Here is a 22,346-nt window from a genome sequence, read left to right as displayed (position 1 = left end):
AACCTGAGGAGACACCATGAAATATTTTCTAAAGATTGTTGCAATGCTAATTTTAACCCTCCCTTTTTTCGCTTATGCTTCTGACGGCGCGGAAGCACTGCAGATCTTTCATGAAAGGACTAGGGCATTTTTCGTTCAACAACAGGCGGAAATTGCAAAGCACGAAGAGAAAGATCGCGAAAAGGCTGAACAAGAAAAAAAGAAGCAACTAGCGCCAATCAATCGACTGACGAGAAATCCCAAAATTGGAAACTAGCCTACTCGTGAATAAATATTAGAAATGTACTTCTGTTCGTGCCAATTTAATAACCATAAACGGAGTTCTCGCGACTATATTGTTAATCCGTGGTTGCCGTATGAAGCCCGATCAAGCCCCCTTCCCTGTCGCGGTGACCAGCGCATCCCTTCAAATGGTAAGAACTTGGTATAATTTCAATAGACGAGTAGCTGCTATTGAAACAGTAGAGATTCGCCCTCGTGCTAATGGCGACATCACTCAGACAGATTACCGGGAAGGCTTTGAGGTCAACAACGGTCACCTGTTTTTCGTCACCGATTAACGCCCTTTGCATCGAGTTAGTATAGAACACGAACACAGCTAGCACGTGCTCGTGCTTCGATTACACTCGCCAGCCAACAGGACCTACGCGCAAAACAGCTGGTCATCGGCGCTGTATCGAAAGAAAAAGCGCAACAAAAGAGTGGCGCTAACGTTCAGAGCCTTGCCGAGGTGCATGCGAACGAATCCATGTTGACCGCCGCCGCAATAAACCTCGAGTTTACTAAGGCCCGCCCGCCAATTGACGGCCGCATCAGCCGAGCGCAACTCACACTCGGTAGCCTCGCCGTTGGCGATCAGTCCGTTCTTACATCAGCCGTATCTCAACACTCGATTTATGCTTACTTCAATCCGAACGAACATATTTTCTTGAATTACCAGAGCACATTGAAACATTCCGAAAAACCGCCGTGCGAATTGTTTGTTGGCGCTGATTGAAAACTGCGCCAGGGGGATGCAGCGAAAATCTTGGACTACTTGGAAGTAGCTCATGTATTCATACGGAGACTCCATTCGAGCGGTCGAGCTCTACATAAAAGTGGGAAAACGCATTGGGGTAACGATTCTTCAGTTGGGCTACTCTGCGAAGAACTTTTTGAAGAGCTGATATGCAGAGTATTAGTGATGTCTCGACCTGGCGCGTGGCTACGAAACCTCGAAGTCGAAGTACTTACTGGTCCAAAGGAACAGGCTGTCGAGTACATTCTCGAACACAGCTGCAGCATCGTCGCTACAGTCCAGGCGCTGGGCTACCCGGCACGGGATTCGTTGCGTGCCCGGATTTACGAATTGCCCCCCCGAGTTACATATGCGTGTTGTTGGGCGATCTGACGGGTTGACTCGCCCGCCAACGATGAAGCAAGCGGCGGTTATCGCGCTGTGCACGCGAAAAGAAAGTGCGAAAGCCCTGGCTGAAAAACTATGCGTATGTAGGCCGACCTTGTACAACCGAAAAAAACCAACGACTCGGCCCAGACGTATCTGCATCCATGAAGCGCCGACTAGAATCTCCATCCTCACCGGACCGGAGGAATTATAACGACAACTCGAATCTCTCAGGCTCGACTTGCGCGGCTGTGACTTGAACACGACCTGTTGATGAGGGCGAATAAACTCATAAAAAAGACACGGGGGTCGACCAGAAAATCCTGACCAACCGGGAGAAGACATTGATGGCTGATGTACTGAGGCAGACACACTCCTTTTCTGAGCTGCTTAGCCCGAAATCCCTATTTCTATCATCGAGCCCGAATGCAGGGCGCGGAAAACTACACTGAAGTACATCGCGCCATGGCAGAAATCTTCGTGCATAATCATCGCTGCTATGGCTACCGGCGTATGAGGGCTTCGCTGAACCGGCAACGGTGTGTCTGCCAGATAAGGTTATGCAGCGCTTGATGAAGCAGGATTGCCTGGCCGTCGTCAAGGCAAAACGGTCTCGATACGGTTTCTACCTCGGGGAGATCATTCGCGCGTCGGAAAATCTCGCGAACCGCGACTCCACAGCTGTTGCTCCGAATGAGAAAAGACTAAATGACATCTCAGAGTTCCAGATCCCGGCTGACAAGGTGTACCTGCCTCCCGTCATCGACTGCTTCGATGGGAAGTCCATCAATTGATCGATCGGCACGCGTCCCGACGCCGAACTTGTGAGCACGATGCTAGACGCTGCCGTCGAAATGGTGGCGGGCAACGATAAACGGCCTGTGGCTCACTCCGATCGTGGAGCGCACTACCGCTGGCCCGGCTTGTTATTCCGCATCGCTGATGCGAAGCTGATTCGTTCGATGTCGCGCAACGGCTGCCAACCTGATAACGCAGCTTGTTTGACCGGCTGAAAACAGAGCTGCTCTATCCTCGCAACTGGCAGTCAACGAGCATCGAGCAGTTCATTCAGGCCCTGAACTCATACATTCGCTGTTATAATCAATATTTCCCCTCGGCGCTCTCAGTCCCGTTGAGTATCATGAGAGCCTAGAGTTCGTTGCATAAACAGTGCAGATTTTGTCCCCCCTGGGTCAGTTTTCGGTCAGCGGCAACACATGCTAGTTTTAAGGTGCAGAGGTACAGTCCTTAGGCTCCATGAGATGTCGTGCGAGTAAGCCCGCATGCGGCGTGAGCGTTGAAAAATCACGCGCACAAAGATGGAGTTCCCTAAGCGCCCAACTGTCTTGCAGCGGCACCATCGTCAACGCAAAGCCTTCCAAATCCCCTACAGAAGCCCTTGAAAAAATAGCGATACCAATACCAGACGCGACCATCATTGCCATGTGCTCGATTCGTCTGAGTTGAATACGGTAGTGAATTTGCAGTCCTAACCGAGTTGCACGTTCCTCTAAGTACGCTTCCAACGCCGCATCGGACAAGCCGACAAAAGGCTCACCCACAACCTCTGCAAAAGCAAGCGAAGGTCGTTTGCAGAGATGATGCTTTTTGCTCACTGCAACAACTAGCTGGTCTTGTTTAATCATTCGTGTCTGCAATGATGCCAAACCCGCGGTGTAGGTTACGACGCCTAGATCGGCACGCCCCTCCAGAATGGCCCGGACAATTTCTGTGCTTGGCCGCTCATAGAGATCAACAGACAAGTCTGGATGAGCCACTAAAAAACTGCTGAGTCGACGCGGCAGGAAAGCAGCCAGTCCAGCAGTGTTCGACAAGAGCCTAATACGCCCTTTCAGACCAGCGCCGTAGCTACGCAGCTCTCCACGCATCTGGTCAACTTGAGCAAGGATCAGACGAGCATGGCGGACCAAGGCATCACCGGCCGCAGTTGTTGTTACCCCGCGACTGTTTCGCTCCAAAAGCAGTGCACCCAATAAAGACTCCATTCCGGAAATGCGTTGGCTTACGGAAGCAATCGCTAAATTCATGGCTTCGGCGCCCTTTGTGAGGCTCCCTTGTTCAGCCACGGCCAGGAACAACCGCAGATCCGTCAAATCAAAGCGCATTTTTCTTCCTTCGGTTTTACCGAACGTTAAAATCGGAAATTCCCAATTGTGGCATAAAAGCGGCGAGAATAGACTGGATTACGAAATAGCCCTTCGTTTCGGTCAGAAAAATGATTCTTCATGCTTTTTTGCGTGATTTTTTAAATATTTGTAACCTTAAACACATGCTAGTTTGCCATCAATTTATTTAAACATACACACAACAGAATCCAATTGGGTGTCAAAATGTTCGATTACCTTTCGCCACATGTACTGATTGTCGTAGCAACATTCTTCTTTGCCGGCATCGTTAAAGGCGCGTCCGGAATGGGCCTGCCAACTGTTGCCATGGGGGTCCTTAGTGCCATTATGCCGCCGGTCAGCGCAGCTTCGCTTTTGGTAATTCCCTCATTCGTCACCAATTTTTGGCAGCTATTCACAGGGCCCGATTTTTTAGTCCTGGTGAAGAGACTTTGGTTGATGATGCTCGGAATCGTGGTTGGCACGCTCGCGGGCTCGTGGCTTCTAACACATGCCAATACGAGTTATACAAGCATAGGGTTGGGCTCCGCCCTGATTTTCTATGCAATACACGGTCTGTGGGCCAAACCATTATCGGTCCCTGCGCGCATTGAGCGCCCCCTATCGCCTGTAGTCGGATTGCTCACTGGAGTAATAAACGGAGGCACTGGGATTTTCACACTTCCCGCAGTTCCTTATCTCCAAGCCCTTGGTTTTTCCAAAGATGAACTAATCCAGGCATTAGGACTATCGTTCACTGTATCTACAGTTGCACTCACAGCGGGCTTAGTTCACGGCGGAATATTCCAACTTGACAACATCTTGCTGTCTACTTTCGCAGTTATTCCCGCATTGATTGGCATGTCCGTTGGAACAACTGTTCGGAAGCGTATAAATCAAGCGACTTTCCGGCGATGGTTTCTGATCTTCATCGCAATCCTTGGTTTGGAACTCGTGCTTCATCCTTTCTTACTTTGAAGGGGAAGACGTTTCGATAGCAACGCAACCATGCAGGAAGTAATTTTATTAAGCGGGAGCAGCGATGTTCTCCCCGCAGAAAGGCGTTATAACAATTAACTTTTCGTGAGTTATCATTCCCTATTCAAGTATCTCATTACCAAACATTCCGCTCAGCACCCCAGACCCTATAAAACACACACCATCTGGTTTACGCACTTCCACTTTCGCGCCCCCAAGAGCAATCGATTCACAGGAATTACTTCTGAAGCTATGCTACCCATTACACAGTAATAATGTCACACGAAAAAATAAATTACATTACCTCCAAAACTTATAAGCCTATTTTGCCAAAACACTTAAAAGCCCATAACTTAATAAGGCCCTTGCTGTGCGTGCGGGATGACGCCCTCCCCTAGGATAATACAACTTTTACTCAACTGAGGCAAACTCTTCATGCAAATCATAGATGCGACACCGCTAGTTTCACACCTAAAATCTATTGACGCTTCTTATGAGAACTTGATCAAGCGGATTAGAGCTGCCGATAATAAGGCCGCACAATTGTCGAGTGCCCAGCATAGCGAACTTATGGATGCGATTGTCAAAGCTCGCGAAGACTATATAGCAAAACTGGATGCGCTATCATATTTAGTCAGAATCCAGCTGAAAAACCGGTAACTATCATACGCCTTTCTCCAAGAGTGCGATTACACCATCCAATTCAGTGCGCCATATAATTACTGATGACGACATTTCAAGTAATAATATGGACAGTAGCTTTAGATGAGTTAAGATTTGTGAGCGCACTTCCACAAGAGGTAGCACGCCGCATAAAAAGTCCATCACCCACTAACAGCCACCGATAATAAAATCCTACCCTTGATATTTTCCACAAGCCACAAATTTCAAATACATGATATAGCGCGATGAACAAAAATAAACTTCCACGCCGCATTGCATATGGGATAATTTCGGGAGTAGTTGTGGGATGCGCATGTCATTTTTTGGCTAATAGCCCAGACCCAGCTAAAGAAATCGCCTCTTATTTCTCCCTCATTACTGATATCATTCTTGCGGATGATCAAGATGATCATCGGCCCGTTTGTATTTGCAACTTTGGTTGGCGGAATGGCCAGCATGGGCACTTCACGCTCAGTGGAACGAGTGGGCGCGCGCGATGGTGTGGTTCATTATCGCCTCTTTTTCTTCAATTCTGACAAGCATAATTCAGGCCAACTTTTTCCAGCCAGGGGCCGAACTCAATCTGTCTGCTATTTCTGAGGCTGGCAGTGCTACATCCGTTGCAGGGAGCGACCTGAGCATCAAGGTTTTTATCAGTCATGTGTTCCCTCGCAACTTTGCCGGGTCACTAGCTAACAACGAAATTTCTCAGATCGTAGTGTTTTCAATTTTCTTTGGTTTCGCCACCGTGGCCCTCAAACGTGCGAGCCATTCGGAGGTGGCAGATTGCATTGACGAACTGGCCAAAATCATGCCAAAACTCACTGAGCTATACCATGAGTTTCGCGCTATTTTGGGGTGTTTGCGACGATCGCATCAGCATTGTCGACTGAAGGCGCCTCGCTGTTATGGACTACGGAAAACTTATCGCGCAGTTCTAATTGGGAATTTCCGCACTGTGCCTTTCTCACTTTTGTCGCGGGCTATTTCTTCCTCGGCAATTCAATCTTCAAACTAGCAAATCTCATTCGCAGCCAATGCTGCAGGCGTTCTCCACTGCGAGCAGCGAATCGGCCTATCCAAAGACTATGGAGACACTTGAAAAGTTTGGAAATCCAAAGCGGGTTTCCAGCTTTGTGTTGTCCGTGGGTTACTCATTCAACCCTGACGGCTCGATGATGTACCAGGCGTTTGCAATACTCTTTATCGCCCAAGCTTATAACATTGAACTGAGTATAATGCAGCAGTTCCTGATCCTGTTGACCTTGATGGTAACGAGCGAAGGGATAGCCGATATCGCGCGTGCGGCATTCGTTGTCGCGACCTCTAGTCTAGCTATGTTCCACACCCCCGAGGCAGACCTATTGCTCATCCTTGGTGTGGAGCAATTTTTGGACATCGGGCGGACAGCTACCAGTGTTGTAGGTAACAGTGTCGCTACTGCTGTCACTGCCTAGTTTGAGCCAGAAAAACGGCAAGACTCACCGCCAGAAACCATACAGCCACGCCAATAAAAACAATCTAAAGATACACTTACCAGATACAAGACAAATTCAAACACCCGCATTAATCTTCCAAAAAATAGAGCCAAAAACAAAAAAATCAAATAAATCAAATAAATCAAATAAATCAACATGCAAGTCAGAAAATACACCGACAACAAAATTAAATCATAGGTAAATTCCCACACAACCTAAAGCGCACTACAACAAGCTCGCAATGAATATAACAAAACAACAAAACGAGCCCTACTAATTCTCCTGATAACAGTAACGGGTAGCTGCTCGTCTAAGACAAACAACAGCACCACTCCACCACCAACCACTTTAGATCTAGCCGACTCTCACTTTCACATTTCAAACTGTTCTTTTCAGAGTACAACTTTACGGAACCTGGTAAGCAAATACATGACGACCCGCATTGCTCGCTCCGTCGTCATGCCATTCCCATTGCTACAAAAACGGGACAGCTTCGAAAGTTACTAAGCCGACTCCAAAGTAGATACATTTGGAACTAACCATTATACCAGACCAAAATACGGACTCTATTACTATTCATTGGCCGACGCCACGTACGCTAAAAAACATCTTGAATTACGTGAAAATTATCAAGAGTGACTAAACCTCATAATCACCCGATTTAACCCGATGGACCGTTATGCTACCCAACACTTAAAGATAGCAATATCTTACATACCCAGGTTCACTTTTTGGAGTTAGTGAGTTTACAATTCACACAGAATTAGTCTCAATATAATCGCTGAAGACTCAGTCTAACTCAGTGCAAAGGAGCACACTCCAAGTGGCATTCACCGCGCTGATGGGACAATGTCTTTATCGGCCGAATCGCTTTCTGATCTACTTTAGGAGGCAGGCAAGATACGTCTTGTTGCGACTCTTCATAATGTCATATATAACTCTGATGGAACCCACACCGGCGAGATAAAAACACTTTATCTTGAACGAAATTATGAAGCAAAGTTAACATCACTTTTTCGAGCGCACCTGACACGGTTACGATTTTGGCTCACACAGGCTTGGGACGGTTTGTAAAACCAACCAAAGCCCCCTTGAAAACTGTTAGTCGGGTATTAGAGAGCTGTAATAACTGGGTGGTAGTCATTTCATGGGGTACCGTGCAGGAAACAACTATTCACCCTAGTCCAACAATGCCTTCTACTGATGAGTGGGTCGTATTTTAAGAAAAACATCAGGACCGAGCGCCTTGTGGATCTGACACTGTTATTTTTGGACGAAACAAATTTGATGGCATTGCTGAGCCCGATATCGCAGTCACACCCGATAAGTTGATGAAAGCCACGGACTACGGGAGCGTTTCTCATATTCCCGAGTCGGTATTTTCAAAGCTATCACCCCAGGCCTCCTCGAAGACAAGGTTTGATAATTATGTTCGCATTTTTAACATGCTCGTCCAAAGGTGCGTAATTGGGAGCACCTCCACAAAAAGGATGAAGTATCCCAGCGATTCAGCAGGCTCGGAGCTTGGCCGGCTTCTCAGGCTGCCTGGCGGCAGTAGGCCTCTGAGCGACAGGCCGTATCGATAGCCTTCCATTTGGAGTCGGGACTGTGTTTCATACTTTGGACACGAACACTCCTTCGGCTCGATCTGAGCTTACTCGAAGTGTTGTTGTTAACGGGGTGGACCCCCTACTTGATGGGAACGCCATCCATTACCTACTGTTGGGCGAACTTACCGCGTTTTCCTGACCTTGAATCATCTGAGAAACAGACACTTCTATGGAAAGAGAACTGAACGAAGCTCAACGCCTCAGCGAGATGAGGGCTGAAGCTAAGCACCCTGCCGCAGGCAGTTCACCCCAAGGGCCTGCAGCGAGTAATTTCTGTAGGGACTGTGAAAAGGATCGAGGTCAACGGTTCGTATTACCCTGCCTTCTCTAGTGGCGCGACGCCGACACGCGAGTTTCTTAGACATTGCACCGTGCACCTGAAGGATTGCGATTCGATCAACGGTTACACCGTCAGTCCATAAAATGAAGATCCGTCACAACCAGACACTTCGACTATATGTAACAGCATGCGCTACGAACCGCTCAAGATGCCGGCGAGAGTGTAATAGTAGATCGCGAACGACCAGGTCTACCTCCAAGAGTAGAGCCGGTTGTATAAGGCCTAAATATGCACTGCCGGCCTTTTTTTTGGGCGCAGAGCTCTAGTTTTTGTCCCATTGAGCAAAACTCTGCTCCCTGCCCAGCTCCACCATCCGAGAGCGCTCTGTTCCGTTACTATAGTCTGCAGAAAACCCTAGAGAATACCGCAAATCCTCGGTTTCAAGGCGCCCCTCACAGTAAGCGAGGCTGGCCACCACTCGACGACAACGGATGGTATTCACCGAGCGAGACCTTTGGAGCCATTCACCGCAACGCACGGGCACATTCTATTTCGTGATCGCCTGGCCACTCCAGGTTTGCCTTACGGCTCGCGGGAGTTTGGTATGCGGACTCTACGGCTATTTTCTGACATTAACCCAGGCGCGCTGAGTCTCAGCCTGCCTCTGACTTTCCGCAAGCCTCACGCAACAGCGCCATGGCATCCGGCGCCATGGGCGCGGTCATCAACGATCTGTAGGTCCAGCACGCATCGCTCTGCTGGCGCGCAGGACGCAGCTCCGAGGGGCTGTCGGAGCAACCCGCGAGCTTGGCCAACAGGGCCGGTGCGATCCATGGCCTCATGCCATTGCTCAAATGTCTGGTGTCGGACGGATGATAAGTCATGTTTCAGGGATGCACTGGTGTCCATGATCCGGAACAGCGCGTCCCGATTTCGGTGCTATTCTTCTCTCGTCGCCCCAGCGAGAATATCCGCTCCTTCCCTGCTCGGATTCAACTCTCATGCCTATGCTGCTGACCTCGGACACCGTTTCCCTGCACTACAATGACTGGGGCCACGGCCGCCCCGTGGTGCTGATCCATGGCTGGCCGATGTCGTCTGCCAGTTGGGATCACCATGCCACCCGCCTGGCCGAGTCCGGTTACCGCGTAATCAGTTATGACCGCCGCGGTTTCGGACGCTCCGACCAGCCTTGGAGCGGCTACGACTACAACACACTCAGCGACGACCTCGCGCAACTGATTGAGCACTTGGACCTGCAAGATGTCACGCTGGTGGGGTATTCGATGGGGGCCGGCGAAGTGGCACGCTACCTGACCCGTCACGGCGACCGCCGCATCGCAGCGATCGTGCTGCTGGCTGGGGTGACACCGCAACTGGCCAGTTCCCCAGGCAACCCCGACGGCATGCCGCCGGCAGCCTTCGACGGTTTGATGCAGGCGTTGCGTCAGGATCGACAGCGCTTCTTTGGGGACTATGCGCGGGCCTCGTTCTCGGAGCCGGGGCTGCGCAACTGGTATCTGGCCCAGACTTACCAGTCCTCTGAGCACGCTATCGCAGCCTGCGCCCAAGCCTGGTACGCCACCGATTTTCGCCAGGACTTGGCTGGAATCAAGGTGCCGACCTTGATCCTGCATGGCGCCCGCGATGAGAGCGCCCCACCTGCGACTACCGGCCGGCTGGCAGCGCAGATGATCGGGCATTCGCAGTACCTCGAATATCCCGAAGCCGGCCATTACCTGATGATCGAGCAAAAGGACGCCGTGCTCCGCGATCTGCTGGCGTTTCTTGCGGGCGACAGGTCAATCGACTGAGAATCCGTGACTGAGCGTCTGATCGGGGAAGGCTTCGCACAGGTAATCGGTGAACGCCGAGACTTTGCGACTAACCAGCCGACGCGAGGCATGCAGGGCCCATAGCTCGATCGGCCTGTCGGGCATGCGCCCCCAGATCGACAGCTTCGCCAATTGCTCATCGCGCAGCAACAAGGATCGAGGGATCAACGCGGCCCCCGCGCCGGCGAGCACTGCATCCCGGATCATGATCAACGATGACAGGCGCAGGCGCACATTAGGCATCACCGCGCCTAGTGCGTCACCGTCCTGGTAGTACCAGGGCCCGTTATCGAACCGGTTGGCCAACGCCACGACCGGTACCTCGGCAATCTCGCCGCTGCTATATGCGGTGGGTCGAGGCAAAGCTGCCGGCGCCACGAGCAGCATGTCATCGCGGGCAAAACAGCGCCCCACCAGCAGTGCGTCCGCCCTGGGATTGACGCGGATCACTACGTCGTAACCTTCCTCGACCAGATCGACATTGCGGTCTTCGGCGGTGATATCCAAGCGTACTTGCGGATAGCGTTGGGCAAAACCTACAGCCAGGCGCCCAAGCAAGGTATGGGAGAACAGTACCGGGGCACTGACCCGCAGGTGACCGCGTGGACCGCTCTGCCCTGCCGACACAAGTTCACCCGCCTCGACGATATCGTCGAGCAAGCCTTGGGTGCGGTCGTGCAGCACCTGTCCCTCCTCAGTCAGGCGCAAAGACCGTGCCCCGCGCTCCAGAAGCCGAACGCCCAAGCTTAGCTCGAGGTCCATGACACGCCGCGAAAGCGTGGCCTTGGGACGTCCACTGAGGCGGCTGGCCTTGCCGAAACCGCCATGGGCTGCAACGAGGTTGAAGTCCGCCAAGGCTGAAAGGTCCATCACTGATCCATTTATGAGACATTAAGTCCAAATATTAAACCCTACTCACAGAATACGGAACAGAATAATCTGTGTCTCACGCGTACGCTTCACCTCAACTCATCCGCAGGAGATACCTTATGACCTCGCTCTGGGACCCTATCCAGCTCGGCAACCTCAACCTGACACATCGCCTGGCCATGTCACCCTTGACCCGCAGCCGTGCGCTTCCCGGCGGCACTCCAGGCCCGTTGGCCGCGGAATACTACGGCCAGCGCGCCTCACTGGGGCTGTTGATCAGCGAAGGAACACAACCCAGTGCCGATGGCCAGGGCTTTCTCGACTCCCCGGGGCTGCACAGCGATGCTCACGTGGCTGGCTGGCGTCAGGTCAGCGATGCGGTGCATGACGGCGGTGGCCATCTGTTCATCCAACTGATGCATGCCGGCCGCATGTCACATCCATCCAACACCGCCCACGGCCGTCAGGCTCTGGCGCCATCGGCGATCGCTCCAGACGCGCAGATCTTTACACCCCAGGGCATGCAGCAAGTGCCAGCGCCGCGCGCCATGAGTGAGCAGGACATTCGTTCTACTGTGAGCGATTTCCGTCAGGCTGCAGCCCGTGCCATCGAAGCGGGTGCTGACGGCGTAGAGATACACGGCGCCAATGGTTACCTGATCCAGCAGTTCCTGGCTGTCAATGCCAACCAGCGGGACGACGCCTACGGCGGCTCGATCCTGCGACGCCTGCGCTTCGCGCTCGAAGTGATTGATGCCGTGGTGGCCGAGATCGGCGCCGAGCGTACGGGAATTCGTCTATCGCCGGGTTCAGCACTGGGTGGTATCGCAGAAGGGCCGGAGCACGCCGAGCTATATCGTACGCTGGTTGCCGAGTTGGCACAACGCAACCTGGCGTACCTGCACCTAGCCCACAACGGGGATGACGTCCTACTCAAGACGCTGCGCCAGGCATGGCCAGGCGTACTGCTGGTCAACCGGGTGAACCGCGCCCGCGAACACCTGGCAGCCGACATCGAGGCCGGGCTTGCCGATATGGCACCTGTCGGGCGCTGGGCGCTGGCGACCCCAGATCTGGTACAGCGTCTGCGTGATGAGCTACCGCTGAACGAAGCCGACCCGCAAACCTTCTACGGGGGCGGCGCGAAAGGGTATACGGATTATCCGTTACTGGAGACCTAATCAGACGGCTCGAGGATCATGGGAAGTCCGTATTTCTCTGCTCGGTATACGGACTTGCATGGATAGTCATAGCTTTCTCCACCAACACCGTATCGACCATTACCGCGAAAAGATGGATGATCAACTCCCTGGCATAGTCCTTACTGAAAGAGGTGTAACATTGATAGAATAGCCGATCAGTTTGTGGACTAGGACCTGGCGCTGGCGATCCGGGGATCGTTGCTAGTGAGATCAGATTGCCAGTCGGACCGTCGAAGTAGATTGGGAAATTGCTCGACGGCTTTGACGACCACTGCCTCGCTCGAACGACAGGAGAGAAAGTGGAACAGCATCCAATTGCGGTGCAATTCGTAGAGCGTTGTCTGGATGACAAGCATATCTCGAATGAGCGGGGAGCCCTCGAAAGTGTAACTGCTCAGGATGGTGTCGATAGTCGCGCCTCGTATGAGCGCCGCCATCATATGGGGCTTCTGGCGCAGAACCTCCGTTAGGGCATCGGAGATCGTCGGATGGGCGAACGTCCATTTTGATCCGGGAAGCTTCAAGAACAAGCCCTTCAGCTCAGCGAAACAATCCTGAATCTTAGTGAGAGTGTATCCAGTCAGCTCAGCGACCGCCTGTGCGGCCGAAGGATCATGATCGCTAGGATCTAATCAGGCCTGATGGACATACACGAGGATGAGCGCGGTCTGCAGGATCATCTAAGGCGTTGACGGTAACAATAAGCGCTCTGTCGGCTCCCTCATAAAGCGCACGAGTGAGCTTTCGCTGGGCGCTAGGCCCTAGGTGAAGCTTGGGCCGCCAAGACGTGCGGCGACCCAAGAGGGGAAAATCGCGAACCGTAGCGACAGCGGTTAGATTCTCGAACGCCAGCTCTGGCTTTGCTCACCAAAATTTACATGATTATAGAGAATCTGCGTCTTCTCTTCGAACGTCGACTCGCCGTCATCCACCACGGCGCTACGGCCTGCGAATTAGGCAAGGTTGCGCTGCCCGAGCTGGCGCCGCGCCGCTTCATAGATATGTTTTCGGAAAGTTAGAAGAAATCGATTGCCATGCTTGATCGCGGCCCGCAACTTGGAGAAGGCAGACGTCCAGTCCTGCACATATTCGTCGCGCAGCACACTGGGGCCGAAGGCATCGTCGATCCAGAAGAAGCGCTCTGGATCATTAGGATTCCAACCGGCCTCAAAGTCGCGCGGTCCGGTTAGAGCAAGTACGGTATTGTCTGGATTTTCCGACGCCATGGTCGACACGATGGCGCCAATCGCGGATCTACCGGGATTACCGAGTAGCAGTACAACTCCGTGCTCAGAGCTCGCGTCAACCGCATCCCGATGAGCCTAGGTAGGAACATAGGTGCGAAGCTTTGGAATTCAGCTGTCAAGCAACGCCCGGCTCTGTTCGCTGAGCCGCTCATCTACGATCGAGGTGAGGTCGCCTAGGCCGTAGACCTGCGGAAAGAGGGCCCGGAGGCGCGAGCTGCTCCTGATAATACGTACGACATACTAGCGACCGAGAATGTGCGGCTTACGCACACCAATCGCGCGGAATTTAGCACGCATTGCGGCTGCCACGGGCGCATCTACACTCATGTTCGTCATGAAGGCGTAGGCCTCGGCTTGACCGGCTTTGACCAGCTCCTCGACATGGGCAATTTCGGTAGCGATATCACTGAGCTTCAATGCCTTTGTTGCATCGGACGCTGACCGCCGTCTTGATCTTCGCGGAAGATTTCCACGGGCCGGCCAAGCACGACTTCGCATACCCGGGAGCATAGATGCTGAAATGCGCACCAGCCGATGGTGTGAAGTGCTAGGTCGCTCCAAGGACCGTTTGCTCTACGTTCGGGCAGTACAGGAGACCTGATTAACAGAGTCTCTCCCGTCATGATGTGGCAACAACACGAGAAATGCCAAGCGGCGCAAGAGAGATTCGCCCGCCTGCGGGGACGCAATCGGCATCCAAACTAAAACGATATTTACAGAAGCAACGCAATGCCACCTCTCTAGCTGACGGCAGACTATTAGGAGGATCCATGAAAAGCCTAACGCCGCACGCTAGTAGTCGAGTGATTGTCTCAGGCGCCAAGCAACCCCACGGAGAAATACCTCCCCTTTGATTCGTATGCGATTTCGTCGCACCAGTTGATCGCATTGGTAGCACTCACCGGTGCTCCACACTTTGGCTTTCTCGAAGCCCCTCTTCCCCAATCGGCGACCAGCCGCAGTATGTGAATCATTGGCCTTATCAAATCTATCCTCCCTGACCTTGATCGCATAGCCTGAATCGGACTGCTAATCAGCAGCTACGCGCTTCAAGCTCATACAATCAGTTGAATGTCGTCCGATTTCCGACATGTAAGCTTCAGGTTCAGGGAGCGGAACGCCTACCTCCAGCGCATCTAATAAGTCCGCCCAGTATTGCATCATCCTACGTCTCGGCTCGACGTATTCTGCATGATTGTAAGCAGCCCGAATTTGGTTGGCATCAGCGTGGGAAAGCTGCGCCTCAATCCACTCTTCTACAAAGCCAACCTCGTTGAGCGCCGTCGAGATGGTGGCTCTGATGCCATGACCGGTGAGCCTTCCTTTGAAACCCATCCGACCAATCGCGGTGTTAAGGGTATTTTCACTGATCATTTCCTGCGGCTCGTATCGGTGAACCAGGAGATACCGTGCGCCGCGCATCCTTAATTGCATCAGCCGCCGCACGATTGTAATTGCTTGAATAGACAGCGGAATCACATAAGGCGGAATCTCATTTCCCTGAGTTCGCACACGACTTCGGAGCTGCTTCACCCCCTCCGGCGGCACTAGCCAGATCCCCCTATCGAAGTCGAATTGGTCTGGCGTCGACGCCCGCAGCTCTCCTGTACGCACGCCCGTCAGAAGCAATAGACGAATACCAAGCCGTGTCTTTTCCGCACACTCACAGTGGGTGACGGCTCTGAGCAATCCTGGAAGTTCATTAACTTGGAGGAAGGGATTATGGCGGATCGGCCTCGGCGTCTCGGCAACGATATCAAGGTCTGCTGCTGGGTTCACATTAATAAGCCCTTCCGCCATAGCAAAACGAAAGATATGGTTGAGCCAGGTCCGCACCTTTCGAGCAGACACCAGCGCTCCTCTGCGCTCAATTCGTCGAATGAGCTCCAGCACGTCGCCACGAGAAATATCCGCGATCGGAAGATCGCCCAAACACGGCAACATGTCCTTCTTTAGGTATTTGCTGGCTTGCTCCGCACTGCCCTTCTTGCTTTTCGTCAGCTTTTTACTTCGGAACTCATGCCAACGATCAGCAACCGCTTCAAACGTGTTGTTGGCGGCACGGGAGGCTCTCTGCCTCTCGGCACGACGATGCGATCGGGGATCGATATTGTTGGCCACCAGCACACGTGCAGCCTCTCTCCGCTGACGAGCCTCCTTTAGACTCACGTCGGGATAGATGCCGAGGGAAATACGCAATTGTTTGTCATGCCAATAGAAACGGAAATGCCAACGCTTCGAACCCGTCGGGGGCACTTGCAGAGATAAGCCATCCCCATCAGTTAACGTATAAGGCTTGCTGGCGGGCTTGGCTTGCTTGATCGCTGTATCTGTCAGAGCCATCAGACACCTCCTTTTGCATCAAGGAGGGGAATACAACCCAATGGCAGACGAACCAATACGAAAATTGATGGGCGAGGTATCGTAAAAGGCTGTGCCGACGGTGTACTTACATATGTACTTAAAAACCGTGGCTGGAGATGGATTCCAGTGGAATTCAGAAAACGAAAAAAGCGACTCAAAGCCGCTATTTCCGGCACTTCCAAGCGCTCAGTGAGCCTTAGTGGAAGCAAATGTGGCGCAGCGGACGGGACTCGAACCCGCGACCCCCGGCGTGACAGGCCGGTATTCTAACCGACTGAACTACCGCTGCGCGTAACACATGAAACGAATGGTGGGTGATGACGGGATCGAACCGCCGACCCTCTGCTTGTAAGGCAGATGCTCTCCCGGCTGAGCTAATCACCCTTCGCTTCGGTGTGGCGCGCATTCTACGGAGCGACCTTGGGTCTGGCAAGCACTTTCTTAAATCTTTTTTTGATAGCTTCCAATGGCTTAGCCAGGGTTGGCCTGCGGCGCTATCAAGAGAATAATGCCCCCCTTTGTATAAAGGAGAGACTCGCCCCATGTGGTTCAAGAACCTGCTTATCTATCGCCTGACCCAAGATCTGCCTGTTGATGCCGAGGCGTTGGAAGCGGCACTGGCCACCAAACTGGCGCGCCCTTGTGCAAGCCAGGAGTTGACCACTTATGGTTTCGTCGCGCCTTTCGGTAAAGGCGAAGACGCGCCGCTGGTGCACGTCAGCGGCGACTTCCTGCTGGTCGCCGCACGCAAGGAAGAACGCATCCTGCCGGGCAGCGTCGTGCGCGATGCGGTCAAGGAGAAGGTCGAAGAGATCGAAGCCGAACAGATGCGCAAGGTCTATAAAAAGGAGCGGGACCAGATCAAGGATGAAATCATCCAGGCATTCCTGCCCCGCGCCTTCATTCGTCGCTCGTCGACCTTCGCCGCCATCGCGCCAAAACAGGGCCTGATCCTGGTCAACTCGGCGAGCCCCAAGCGCGCTGAAGACCTGCTCTCCACCCTGCGTGAAGTCATCGGCACCCTGCCGGTACGCCCGCTCACCGTGAAGACCGCGCCAACCGCCGTGATGACCGATTGGGTCACCACCCAGAAAGCCGCCGACGACTTCTTTGTCCTCGACGAATGCGAACTGCGCGATACCCACGAAGATGGCGGCATCGTGCGCTGCAAACGCCAGGACCTGACCAGCGAAGAAATCCAGCTGCACCTGAGCACCGGCAAAGTCGTGACCCAACTGTCCCTGGCCTGGCAGGACAAGCTGTCCTTCATGCTTGACGACAAAATGACCGTCAAACGCCTGAAGTTCGAAGACCTGCTGCAAGACCAGGCCGAACAGGACGGCGGCGACGAAGCTCTGGGCCAGTTGGACGCCAGCTTTACCCTGATGATGCTGACCTTCGGCGATTTCCTGCCGGCGCTGGTGGAAGCACTGGGCGGTGAAGAGACTCCGCAAGGCATTTAAGCCAACACCGTTCTCATATGGGCACGGACAGTGTGGGAGCCGGGCTTGCCCGCGATGCAGGCAACTCGGTCTTCAGTCAGATCGGGTTGATGCTATCGCAGGCAAGCCAGCTCCCACATTTGATCGGGGTGCCACCCCAAGCATTCTAATAACAAGGATTCCCCATGCGCGCACTTGCCGCCCTGAGCCGCTTCGTCGGTAATACCTTCGCCTACTGGGTGCTGATTTTCGCGGTGCTCGCGTTCCTTGAGCCCGGTTGGTTCGTCGGCTTGAAAAGCGCCATCGTACCGTTGCTGGGCTTGGTGATGTTCGGCATGGGGCTGACCCTCAAGATCGACGACTTCGCCGAAGTCGCCCGTCATCCGTGGCGTGTGGCCCTGGGGGTGGTCGCGCACTTTGTGATCATGCCGGGCGTGGCATGGCTGCTGTGCCAGGCGTTTCATCTGCCGCCGGAAATCGCCGTCGGGGTGATTCTGGTCGGCTGCTGCCCAAGCGGCACGTCATCCAACGTGATGACCTGGCTAGCCCGGGGCGACCTGGCGCTGTCGGTGGCGATCGCCGCCGTGACCACCCTCCTCGCCCCGCTGCTGACGCCCGCACTGATCTGGCTGCTGGCCTCGGCATGGCTGCCGGTGTCGTTCATGGAGTTGTTCTGGTCGATCCTGCAAGTGGTGCTGCTGCCGATCGTGCTTGGCGTGATTGCACAACGCTTGCTCGGTGAGCGCGTGCGTCATGCGGTGGACGTATTGCCACTGGTCTCGGTGCTGAGCATCGTGATTATCGTCGCGGCGGTGGTCGCCGCGAGCCAGGCGAAGATCGCCGAGTCGGGCCTGCTGATCATGGCGGTGGTGATGCTGCATAACAGCTTCGGCTATCTGTTGGGCTACTTCACCGGCCGTGTGTTCAAGCTGCCACTGGCGCAACGCAAGTCACTGGCCCTGGAAGTGGGCATGCAGAATTCCGGACTGGGTGCCGCGCTGGCCAGCGCACATTTCTCCCCCCTGGCGGCGGTGCCGAGCGCGCTATTCAGCGTGTGGCACAATATTTCCGGAGCGTTGCTCTCGACCTACTTCCGCCGCATGAGCGAAAAGGAAGACCGACGCGCACTGGAAACCACACCGTAAACTTGATCACCCGATCAATATTCGGCACTCTACCGGGCTTCGCGGGGACGACCTCGCGACGCTCTCATGCGTTCAATCCGGGGACGACCCCACCGTGTAGAGGGGAAGCCAGCATGTCCTGGATCATTCTGTTTTTTGCCGGCTTGTTTGAAGTCGGCTGGGCCGTAGGCCTGAAGTACACCGATGGTTTCAGCAAGCCATTACCCACCGCCCTGACGATTGCCGCCATGGCCATCAGCCTCGGTCTGCTGGGGTTGGCCATGAAGGAATTGCCGCTGGGTACCGCCTACGCCATCTGGACCGGCGTCGGCGCCGTGGGCACCGTGATCGCCGGGATCATCCTGTTTGGCGAGTCCATGGCACTGTTCCGGCTGGTCAGTGTGGCGTTGATCATTTGCGGGCTTATCGGCCTCAAAATCAGTACCTAGGCTACTACCGCCTTCGCGAGCAAGTCGAAGCGTCGAACCGCCGCTCCCACATTTGGAATGCATTTCAAATGTGGGAGCGGGCTTGCTCGCGAAGAGGCCGGCACAGCCAACACAAAAACTACCTGAGGTTTCCGCGCAATCCGCCCACGGCCTCTTGCAGCCTGGCAGGCGTCGGCCCATCCACCGGCTCACCGGCCACCAATACCACCCGTGACCAGATCCGATGGAAAAAGCCCTTCTTCGGGTCACGGCTGAAGAAACTCCCCCACAACCCCTGCAACGCCAGTGGAATCACCGGCACCGACGTCTCCTCCAGAATTCGCGTCACCCCACCGCGAAACTCGTTCATCTCACCATCTGCGGTCAGCTTGCCTTCCGGGAAGATGCACACCAGCTCCCCTTCCTTCAGGTACTGGGCAATCCGCGTGAAGGCTTTTTCGTAGATCTGGATATCTTCATTACGCCCGGCAATCGGAATCGCCCCGGCGGTGCGGAAGATGAAGTTGAGCACCGGCAAACGGTAGATTTTGTAGTACATCACAAAGCGAATCGGCCGACGCACCGCGCCACCGATCAACAGCGCATCGACAAACGATACGTGGTTGCACACCAACAGCGCCGCCCCCTCGTCCGGAATGCGCTCCAGGTTGCGGTGTTCCACGCGGTACATGGAATGGCTGAGCAGCCAGATCATGAAACGCATGGTGAACTCGGGGACGATCTTGAAGATATAAGCGTTGACCGCGATGTTGAGCAGCGACACCACCAGGAACAATTCGGGGATCGACAGCTTGGCCACGCTCAACAGCAGGATCGACACAATGGCCGAGACCACCATGAACAGCGCGTTGAGAATGTTGTTGGCGGCAATCACCCGCGCCCGCTCGTTCTCGGCGGTGCGTGACTGGATCAACGCGTACAGCGGCACGATATAGAAGCCGCCAAACACGCCCAGACCGAGGATATCGAGCAGCACCCACCAGGCCTGGCCAACACCGAGCACCGCCAGCCAGTCGTTGGCCTGCACGTTCTGCGGGAAGCCCCCGGAGTTCCACCACAGCAGCAGGCCGAACACGGTCAGGCCGAAGGAGCCGAACGGCACCAGGCCGATTTCCACTTTACGCCCGGAGAGCTTTTCGCAGAGCATCGAGCCCAGTGCGATACCCACCGAAAACACCGTGAGGATCAGCGTCACCACGGTTTCGTCGCCGTACAACCATTCCTTCGCGTAGGCCGGGATCTGGGTCAGGTAGATCGCACCGACGAACCAGAACCACGAATTGCCCACAATCGAACGCGACACCGCCGGGGTTTGTCCCAGGCCCAGGCGCAAGGTGGCCCAGGACTCACTGAAAATATTCCAGTTCAGGCGCAGTTGCGGCGTGGAGGCCGCTGCCCGTGGAATGCCCCGGCTGGCCAGATAACCCAGCACGGCCACGCTGACAATCGCCACCGACACCACCGGCGCGTAATGGGTGGACGACATCATGATGCCGGCGCCGATGGTCCCGGCCAAAATGGCCAGGAAGGTGCCCATCTCCACCAGGCCGTTGCCGCCCACCAGCTCATCTTCGTGAAGGGCCTGGGGCATGATCGAATACTTCACCGGCCCGAACAGCGCCGAGTGGGTGCCCATGGCAAACAGCGCCAGCAGCATCAGTTCCAGGTGGTTGAACAGGAACCCGGTGGCGCCCACCACCATGATCACGATTTCGCCTATCTTGATCGCCCGGATCAAAGCGTCCTTGTTGAACTTTTCGCCGAACTGCCCGGCCAGCGCCGAGAACAGAAAGAACGGCAGGATAAACAGCAACGCGCACAGGTTGACCCAGATGGAGCGGTCCCCGTCGATCGTGAGTTTGTAAAGAATGGCCAGGATCAGCGACTGCTTGAAGATGTTGTCGTTGAACGCACCCAGCAACTGGGTGATGAAAAACGGCAGGAAACGCCGTGTGCGCAGCAAGGTGAATTGTGAGGGGTGGCTCATCGTCCGTGTTCCTGCGTGGCCTGTTATTGAGTCAGGCCACGACTTTACCTAATCCGGGCTACTTATTCCCTAGTCCCGCAATGCAAGGTGAAACAAAAAGCTCACCTTTATAGGCACCCTGCACGGTGCGCTTGGCAACCACCAGCCACATCAGCGCCAGCGCGCCCACAAGTACGCTGCCCACCACGCTGAAAAACATCAGGTGCAACAGGTTCGCCAGTTTCAAGGTCGCCAGCGCATACACCCCCAGCGGAAAGGTAAACCCCCACCAACCCAGGTTGAACGGGATCCCGGCGCGCAGGTAGCGCAGGGTGATCAGCACCGCGATCAGCATCCACCACAGGCCGAAGCCCCAGAGGGTAATCCCCGCCACCAGGCCGAGGCCGTTGGCCATGTCACCGACACCCGGCAAGCCATTGGCGGCGAAGATCGCTGGCGCATCGCCGCCCAGCAACAGCATGCCCAAGGCACCGGTACCGATAGGCCCGAGCGCCAACCAGCTTGAAGCCGCCATGTTGGCGTGGGGCAGTTTATGCAGGGCCATGCGCAACATGAGGATGGTCAGGATGCTGAACGCCACCGGCAGCGAAAACGCCCACAGCACGTAGCTGGTCACCAGCATCACCAGTTGCGAATGGGCGTCGGCCAGATGCGGGGCCAGCAGTCCCCCACTGGCAGCGGCCACCTCAGCCGCGACCACTGGCAACAACCAGACGGCGGTCATCTGGTCGATGCTGTGCTCCTGTCGGGTAAACATCATGAACGGGATCAGCACGCCGCATGCCAGGGCCATGGCCACATCCAGCCACCACACCGCCTCGGCCAACGGAATCACACCGCCGCCCCAACGTGGCAAGCCAAATACCAGCAGGCCGTTGAGAATGGTCGCGAGCCCCATGGGAATGGTGCCGAAGAACATCGATACCGTGGAATGCCCGAAGATCCGCCGCGCCTCGTGGAAAAACATCATCCAACGGGCCGCGTACAACCCGCTGAACAACACGAACAGGCCGATGGTAAAGAACCACAAACCTTCAGCGACGCTGTGCGCACCGGGCAGGTTGATCGGCAGTTGCGCCAGCGCCAGGGCCAGCACCCCGGTGCCCATGGTCGCGGCGAACCAGTTGGGGGTGAACTGGCGAATCACTTCCCGGGGACGGGTCAGATGACTGAAGGGTTTGTAACTGATGGTATTCGAGCAGGTCATGATGGCAATCCTCTTCCTCGCATGAGGGTGAAGCCATCATAGAACCTGATCAAATATCTATATAACGGGTAATTTCTCTAACTGTTATCTACTTAACCTA

At 54.6% G+C, this 22,346-nt stretch carries 19 protein-coding genes, 2 tRNA genes and 2 pseudogenes; 12 read left to right on the top strand and 11 right to left on the bottom strand.

The window, feature by feature from the left end:
- Positions 1 to 16 precede the first annotated feature (16 nt).
- The 4 genes and pseudogenes from ACW9IB_RS03250 (at position 17) to ACW9IB_RS03235 (ending at position 2,551) form a co-directional block, all read left to right on the top strand.
- Positions 17 to 256 carry a hypothetical protein gene (locus ACW9IB_RS03250; RefSeq protein ID WP_016970262.1) on the top strand — a complete coding sequence of 80 codons (240 nt, stop codon included), beginning with the start codon at positions 17 to 19 and terminating at the stop codon, positions 254 to 256.
- 100 nt (positions 257 to 356) lie between these two features.
- Positions 357 to 560, top strand: a complete 204-nt coding sequence (locus ACW9IB_RS03245; protein WP_457412311.1) for a hypothetical protein — start codon at positions 357 to 359, stop codon at positions 558 to 560.
- A gap of 188 nt (positions 561 to 748) precedes the next feature.
- Entirely contained in the window at positions 749 to 997 is a 249-nt protein-coding gene (locus ACW9IB_RS03240) for a hypothetical protein (protein WP_457412309.1), read from the top strand.
- A 52-nt stretch (positions 998 to 1,049) separates the two neighbouring features.
- Positions 1,050 to 2,551: pseudogene (locus tag ACW9IB_RS03235) on the top strand (IS3 family transposase).
- Between the two features lie 59 nt (positions 2,552 to 2,610).
- Here ACW9IB_RS03235 and ACW9IB_RS03230 read toward each other — a convergent pair.
- Positions 2,611 to 3,510, bottom strand: a complete 900-nt coding sequence (locus tag ACW9IB_RS03230) for a LysR substrate-binding domain-containing protein (protein ID WP_016970256.1) — start codon at positions 3,508 to 3,510, stop codon at positions 2,611 to 2,613.
- A gap of 225 nt (positions 3,511 to 3,735) precedes the next feature.
- Between ACW9IB_RS03230 and ACW9IB_RS03225 the strand changes: the two genes are divergently transcribed.
- The 3 genes and pseudogenes from ACW9IB_RS03225 (at position 3,736) to ACW9IB_RS03215 (ending at position 6,608) form a co-directional block, all read left to right on the top strand.
- On the top strand, positions 3,736 to 4,488 hold the full coding sequence (locus ACW9IB_RS03225) for a sulfite exporter TauE/SafE family protein (RefSeq protein ID WP_457412307.1): 753 nt from the start codon (positions 3,736 to 3,738) through the stop codon (positions 4,486 to 4,488).
- 435 nt (positions 4,489 to 4,923) lie between these two features.
- Positions 4,924 to 5,148 carry a hypothetical protein gene (locus ACW9IB_RS03220; protein ID WP_457412305.1) on the top strand — a complete coding sequence of 75 codons (225 nt, stop codon included), beginning with the start codon at positions 4,924 to 4,926 and terminating at the stop codon, positions 5,146 to 5,148.
- A gap of 248 nt (positions 5,149 to 5,396) precedes the next feature.
- Positions 5,397 to 6,608 (top strand): annotated as a pseudogene (locus tag ACW9IB_RS03215) (dicarboxylate/amino acid:cation symporter).
- A gap of 2,564 nt (positions 6,609 to 9,172) precedes the next feature.
- On the opposite strand, the gene ACW9IB_RS03210 reads toward ACW9IB_RS03215, so the two are convergent.
- A complete protein-coding gene (locus ACW9IB_RS03210; protein WP_016970252.1) occupies positions 9,173 to 9,361 on the bottom strand; it encodes a hypothetical protein in 189 nt (62 codons plus the stop codon).
- A 159-nt stretch (positions 9,362 to 9,520) separates the two neighbouring features.
- Between ACW9IB_RS03210 and ACW9IB_RS03205 the strand changes: the two genes are divergently transcribed.
- Positions 9,521 to 10,333 (top strand): alpha/beta fold hydrolase, encoded by an 813-nt coding sequence (locus ACW9IB_RS03205; protein ID WP_457412303.1) that lies wholly within the window; start codon positions 9,521 to 9,523, stop codon positions 10,331 to 10,333.
- On the opposite strand, the gene ACW9IB_RS03200 is transcribed toward ACW9IB_RS03205, so the two are convergent.
- Positions 10,322 to 11,224 carry a LysR family transcriptional regulator gene (locus ACW9IB_RS03200; protein ID WP_016970250.1) on the bottom strand — a complete coding sequence of 301 codons (903 nt, stop codon included), beginning with the start codon at positions 11,222 to 11,224 and terminating at the stop codon, positions 10,322 to 10,324. The two genes, ACW9IB_RS03205 and ACW9IB_RS03200, sit on opposite strands and share 12 nt — an antisense overlap.
- 119 nt (positions 11,225 to 11,343) lie before the next feature.
- Here ACW9IB_RS03200 and ACW9IB_RS03195 point away from each other — a divergent pair, with 119 nt between their 5' ends.
- Positions 11,344 to 12,405, top strand: a complete 1,062-nt coding sequence (locus tag ACW9IB_RS03195; RefSeq protein WP_457412299.1) for an alkene reductase — start codon at positions 11,344 to 11,346, stop codon at positions 12,403 to 12,405.
- 188 nt (positions 12,406 to 12,593) lie between these two features.
- Here ACW9IB_RS03195 and ACW9IB_RS03190 read toward each other — a convergent pair whose 3' ends face one another.
- The 6 genes from ACW9IB_RS03190 to ACW9IB_RS03165 all read right to left on the bottom strand — a co-directional run bounded on the left by ACW9IB_RS03190 (position 12,594) and on the right by ACW9IB_RS03165 (position 16,421).
- The gene (locus ACW9IB_RS03190) at positions 12,594 to 12,950 is read right to left on the bottom strand and encodes a hypothetical protein (protein WP_196775080.1); all 357 of its coding nucleotides are present in this window, start codon (positions 12,948 to 12,950) and stop codon (positions 12,594 to 12,596) included.
- 429 nt (positions 12,951 to 13,379) lie between these two features.
- Positions 13,380 to 13,703 carry an nSTAND3 domain-containing NTPase gene (locus ACW9IB_RS03185; RefSeq protein WP_335739932.1) on the bottom strand — a complete coding sequence of 108 codons (324 nt, stop codon included), beginning with the start codon at positions 13,701 to 13,703 and terminating at the stop codon, positions 13,380 to 13,382.
- Between the two features lie 210 nt (positions 13,704 to 13,913).
- Positions 13,914 to 14,090, bottom strand: a complete 177-nt coding sequence (locus tag ACW9IB_RS03180) for a hypothetical protein (RefSeq protein ID WP_016970246.1) — start codon at positions 14,088 to 14,090, stop codon at positions 13,914 to 13,916.
- 612 nt (positions 14,091 to 14,702) lie between these two features.
- Positions 14,703 to 16,016 carry a tyrosine-type recombinase/integrase gene (locus ACW9IB_RS03175; RefSeq protein ID WP_016970244.1) on the bottom strand — a complete coding sequence of 438 codons (1,314 nt, stop codon included), beginning with the start codon at positions 16,014 to 16,016 and terminating at the stop codon, positions 14,703 to 14,705.
- A 233-nt stretch (positions 16,017 to 16,249) separates the two neighbouring features.
- Positions 16,250 to 16,326, bottom strand: a tRNA-Asp gene (locus ACW9IB_RS03170).
- Between the two features lie 19 nt (positions 16,327 to 16,345).
- Positions 16,346 to 16,421: transfer RNA gene (locus ACW9IB_RS03165), tRNA-Val, on the bottom strand.
- 158 nt (positions 16,422 to 16,579) lie between these two features.
- Between ACW9IB_RS03165 and rdgC the strand changes: the two genes are divergently transcribed.
- The 3 genes from rdgC (at position 16,580) to sugE (ending at position 19,052) form a co-directional block, all read left to right on the top strand.
- Complete coding sequence (gene rdgC / locus ACW9IB_RS03160) at positions 16,580 to 17,500, top strand: recombination-associated protein RdgC (RefSeq protein WP_457366820.1); 921 nt, start codon at positions 16,580 to 16,582, stop codon at positions 17,498 to 17,500.
- 164 nt (positions 17,501 to 17,664) lie between these two features.
- Positions 17,665 to 18,624: a bile acid:sodium symporter family protein gene (locus tag ACW9IB_RS03155; RefSeq protein WP_457412297.1), complete on the top strand. Its 960-nt coding sequence runs from the start codon at positions 17,665 to 17,667 to the stop codon at positions 18,622 to 18,624.
- A gap of 113 nt (positions 18,625 to 18,737) precedes the next feature.
- Positions 18,738 to 19,052, top strand: a complete 315-nt coding sequence (sugE, locus tag ACW9IB_RS03150; protein ID WP_457366818.1) for a quaternary ammonium compound efflux SMR transporter SugE — start codon at positions 18,738 to 18,740, stop codon at positions 19,050 to 19,052.
- 118 nt (positions 19,053 to 19,170) lie between these two features.
- On the opposite strand, the gene ACW9IB_RS03145 is transcribed toward sugE, so the two are convergent.
- Positions 19,171 to 21,039, bottom strand: coding sequence for an MFS transporter (locus ACW9IB_RS03145; RefSeq protein ID WP_457366817.1), 1,869 nt, complete (start codon positions 21,037 to 21,039; stop codon positions 19,171 to 19,173).
- Positions 21,040 to 21,097: 58 nt separating this feature from the next.
- Positions 21,098 to 22,246, bottom strand: a complete 1,149-nt coding sequence (locus ACW9IB_RS03140; protein ID WP_457412295.1) for a TDT family transporter — start codon at positions 22,244 to 22,246, stop codon at positions 21,098 to 21,100.
- Positions 22,247 to 22,346 lie beyond the last annotated feature (100 nt).

Source organism: Pseudomonas sp. SDO524_S393 (assembly GCF_054071875.1).
The sequence above is the reverse complement of the archived record's forward strand: the minus strand, read 5'-3'. Positions and strand labels throughout refer to the sequence as shown.

What these genes read in the sequence shown, in the direction of transcription:
- ACW9IB_RS03200 (WP_016970250.1), bottom strand. Translation starts at nt 11,224, where the DNA reads ATGGACCTTTCAGCCTTGGCGGACTTCAACCTCGTTGCAGCCCATGGC.
- ACW9IB_RS03230 (WP_016970256.1), bottom strand. Translation starts at nt 3,510, where the DNA reads ATGCGCTTTGATTTGACGGATCTGCGGTTGTTCCTGGCCGTGGCTGAA.
- ACW9IB_RS03220 (WP_457412305.1), top strand. Translation starts at nt 4,924, where the DNA reads ATGCAAATCATAGATGCGACACCGCTAGTTTCACACCTAAAATCTATT.
- ACW9IB_RS03140 (WP_457412295.1), bottom strand. Translation starts at nt 22,246, where the DNA reads ATGACCTGCTCGAATACCATCAGTTACAAACCCTTCAGTCATCTGACC.
- ACW9IB_RS03205 (WP_457412303.1), top strand. Translation starts at nt 9,521, where the DNA reads ATGCCTATGCTGCTGACCTCGGACACCGTTTCCCTGCACTACAATGAC.
- ACW9IB_RS03155 (WP_457412297.1), top strand. Translation starts at nt 17,665, where the DNA reads ATGCGCGCACTTGCCGCCCTGAGCCGCTTCGTCGGTAATACCTTCGCC.
- ACW9IB_RS03225 (WP_457412307.1), top strand. Translation starts at nt 3,736, where the DNA reads ATGTTCGATTACCTTTCGCCACATGTACTGATTGTCGTAGCAACATTC.
- sugE (WP_457366818.1), top strand. Translation starts at nt 18,738, where the DNA reads ATGTCCTGGATCATTCTGTTTTTTGCCGGCTTGTTTGAAGTCGGCTGG.
- ACW9IB_RS03210 (WP_016970252.1), bottom strand. Translation starts at nt 9,361, where the DNA reads ATGAGGCCATGGATCGCACCGGCCCTGTTGGCCAAGCTCGCGGGTTGC.
- ACW9IB_RS03145 (WP_457366817.1), bottom strand. Translation starts at nt 21,039, where the DNA reads ATGAGCCACCCCTCACAATTCACCTTGCTGCGCACACGGCGTTTCCTG.
- ACW9IB_RS03245 (WP_457412311.1), top strand. Translation starts at nt 357, where the DNA reads ATGAAGCCCGATCAAGCCCCCTTCCCTGTCGCGGTGACCAGCGCATCC.
- ACW9IB_RS03250 (WP_016970262.1), top strand. Translation starts at nt 17, where the DNA reads ATGAAATATTTTCTAAAGATTGTTGCAATGCTAATTTTAACCCTCCCT.
- ACW9IB_RS03175 (WP_016970244.1), bottom strand. Translation starts at nt 16,016, where the DNA reads ATGGCTCTGACAGATACAGCGATCAAGCAAGCCAAGCCCGCCAGCAAG.
- rdgC (WP_457366820.1), top strand. Translation starts at nt 16,580, where the DNA reads ATGTGGTTCAAGAACCTGCTTATCTATCGCCTGACCCAAGATCTGCCT.
- ACW9IB_RS03240 (WP_457412309.1), top strand. Translation starts at nt 749, where the DNA reads ATGTTGACCGCCGCCGCAATAAACCTCGAGTTTACTAAGGCCCGCCCG.
- ACW9IB_RS03195 (WP_457412299.1), top strand. Translation starts at nt 11,344, where the DNA reads ATGACCTCGCTCTGGGACCCTATCCAGCTCGGCAACCTCAACCTGACA.